Here is a 3133-nt window from a genome sequence, read left to right as displayed (position 1 = left end):
GATGATCAGGACCTGTCTGGCCTGGTGGCCGGTACTTATAGTGTTGTCATCACTGATGCCAATGGCACTACCGGCGGCTGCCGTGCTACCAAAGAAGTGACCATCACGCAGCCGGCAGCGGCGGTCGCCGTTACGGCCACAGGCAGTCCTGAAAGTTGCTTGCTTAACGATGGCTCGATCAGCGGTTCCGTGAGCGGCGGCACTGCCCCTTACACCGTGGTTCTGAAGAAGGGCGGCGTGCAGGTGGGCACAGCGCAGGTTAGCGCGAGCGGCGGCACCTACAGCTTCACAGGCCTTGCTCCTGGAGCTGACTACGTGGTGTACGCAAATGACAACGCCGGCACCACCGGCGGCTGCGCCGACTCTGAGCCAGCGGCAGTTGCTCCTGCTACGAACTGTATCTCACCACATCTGTTCCCAACCCAAACAACTTGTGAGAACTATCTGTGTGGTAATATTGAGGAGTTCCAGTTGCTACGTCTTTGTGTTACTTTAAGTAAAGGAAATCCATCTACTAGAACAATCACTAATGCAGTACCTGGTGCTATGTTCTACTATGGTGACTACACTCCTTCAACAAGTGGTACGGTTACAATTTGGGTAGATCAAACTGCTCCAAGCGGATACTCTGGATTAGATCCGCAGAATACATCTAACGTGCGCGTTTATAGCCAGAATTGTGGAAGTATGTCCTATACTCCAAATGTTGTCGGAAATGATGTTAGTGTTACATTCTATGCTGAAGCGGGGGTTAAGTATGTAATTTCTGTGAAGTATAATCCTAAATCGATCATAGGATCACCTGCACCAACAGCAAGTACAAAGTATAGGTTTGAAATGAGATTGGGTGTAAATCTAGGTACATCAACTCTGATTAGTGGAAGTGCTGGTGAGTTAGCAATTGTTACAGGTTGCTCAGATACTACACCGCCTGCTTCTGGTAGCTGTACATTTAATAGTACTGCAATCAGCTCGCTTCAGGGTATAGATAAAGCCGAAGCCGGTGACCTGAAAGCCTACCCAACTCCGTTCTCCGACAAGGCCACTATCGAGTTCACCACATCTGTGGACGAGAACTACACCGTGCGCCTGTACGACATGAAGGGAGCGCTTGTGAGAGAGCTGAAGTCTGGCGCGGCCAAGGCTGGCGTAGTGAACCAGGTGGAGGTTGACGGCAGAAGCTTACCGGAAGGCCTATACTTGGGCAGAGTGGTGAGCAACTCCGGAACGCAGACCGTGAAACTGTTACTGAAACGATAAACTAAAATAACAAACAGTAAGGAGGCTGTTTAGAAAGGCGGGGTGCCGGGAGCTTGCTCTCTGGCACCCCGTCCTTTTTAGACCCTTCTGTGCATTTATAATACTGCTCCTCTATACACATGTAAATATTGTACATATTTAATTAATTTTTGCACAGTGCTAAGGTTCGTTTGCTCTGTTATTTTGCTTATTTACTCTAAAAGTCTGTAACTTAAGTACAATTAATTATATATCTCGTTAAATAAAGTAGAAAAGATTACTGCCGATTATATGTCTGCAAAAGTGTGGATATTAGTCTGTTACAATGTGGTTGTTCGATTAAACAGGATAACTGAGGTAAGGTGTACTATACTAAATATAGTATAGGCTGTACGATTACGATTATTAGACAAAATTTAAAGTTTTTATCCAGGTTCTAAACGCAGCACCTTCAAAACCAACCTGGTGCTTTAGTTCTAAACTCCCCTTTTAGAGCTTAATATTTAAACAAATTAAAACAGATCATGAGAATAACCTACGACTTAAAAAAGGTAGGCTGTCAGTCTGTTGACTTTATTGCGCAGCCTCCTTAATTGTTAGCCAGCTATATTTTGTGCCTGCAAAATAGTTGTGTCTCAATTCTATCAGGTGGTGTGCAGCAGGCAAAACAGAGCAGCCGCCAATCATCAAAATATTTTTATGTCATTTAAACATTTACAGCTATGAACAAATTTTCTTGTTACACGAGCAGAACAGGTAATGTTCTCTCACAGCAGCTACAGCTAGTATGGCGAACAGCCATGGTAGTAATAGCTGCTTTTTTATTTTCTACAAACTTAGCTTCTGCGCAAAGTGTAGTTTTCCCTCCAGCGGATACAAAGTGTGTGTCTAATGACATGGAAGTAGTAGATGCTACTTTAGGTGACGACTGTGTACCCTGTACGTCAGGAACCGCACAACTTGAGCAATTAGTATTAAGTGTTAAGAACACAACAAACTCTACCCGTCGGTCATTTACCTACTGGGCATATGTAGAAATTACAGATCCAAATAATAATGTTGAAATTATAGAAATTACTGGATGTGAAGCTGGTCCCTGGGCTGGTGGAGAAACAAGAACAGTAACTGAAACAGATCCAATAGAATTTGAGTGTGGATCTACAGTTAGGTTAATAAATGTGTTTTTGGCTTGGACGGATGCTTCAGATTCTGATAGAAACACTTGCGGTGAAATGCTTGCCAATCCAGACAAAATTAACCCTAAGTGCGACAGACCAGATGAAATACGTGTAACTACACCACCTGCAAACCCACTTCTTACTGTAGTGCAACCTACCTGTGCAGCACCGACAGGTAGCATCACAATTGCTGTTACTACAGGTTTAACTTTTAGCATTAACGGAGGAGCATTTGCAGCTTATCCTTCTGGTGGGTATACTAATTTATCACCAGGAGTTTACTCAATAAGAGCAAGGAACGATGCAGGTTGTATTTCTAATGCTTCCTCAACAACCATCGTGGCTGCGTTGGGCAACCCTGCCGCTCCTGTGCTGAGCGTAGTGCAGCCTACCTGCGCCGCGCCTACCGGCTCGATCACGCTCACACCGGTTAGCGGCCTTGAGTACAGGCTCAACACCGGCGCTTGGGGCCCTTACCCTAGCGGCGGCTGGACAGGTTTGTCGGCGGGAGCCTACACAGTCGGCGTGAGACGAACTGCCGATATAACTTGTACCAACAGTGCGTCGACAACTATTATAGCCCCTGCCGGAGCCCCTGCCGCTCCTGTGCTGAGCGTAGTGCAGCCTACCTGCGCCGCGCCTACCGGCTCGATCACGCTCACACCGGTTAGCGGCCTTGAGTACAGGCTCAACACCGGCGCTTGGGGCCCTTACCC

Annotated in this window: 2 protein-coding genes; both read left to right on the top strand. The window is 46.5% G+C overall.

The window, feature by feature from the left end:
• Positions 1 to 1260, top strand: a 1260-nt coding sequence (locus tag K0O23_RS01120; RefSeq protein WP_219875539.1) for a T9SS type A sorting domain-containing protein, incomplete at its 5' end; no start/stop codon positions are given.
• 701 nt (positions 1261 to 1961) lie between these two features.
• The coding region (locus K0O23_RS01115) for a hypothetical protein (RefSeq protein ID WP_219875538.1) at positions 1962 to 3133 on the top strand (1172 nt) is incomplete at its 3' end.

This window comes from Pontibacter aydingkolensis, from assembly GCF_019443125.1.
Taxonomy (GTDB): Bacteria; Bacteroidota; Bacteroidia; order Cytophagales; family Hymenobacteraceae; genus Pontibacter; species Pontibacter aydingkolensis.
This window is presented reverse-complemented; position numbering and strand designations above follow the sequence as displayed.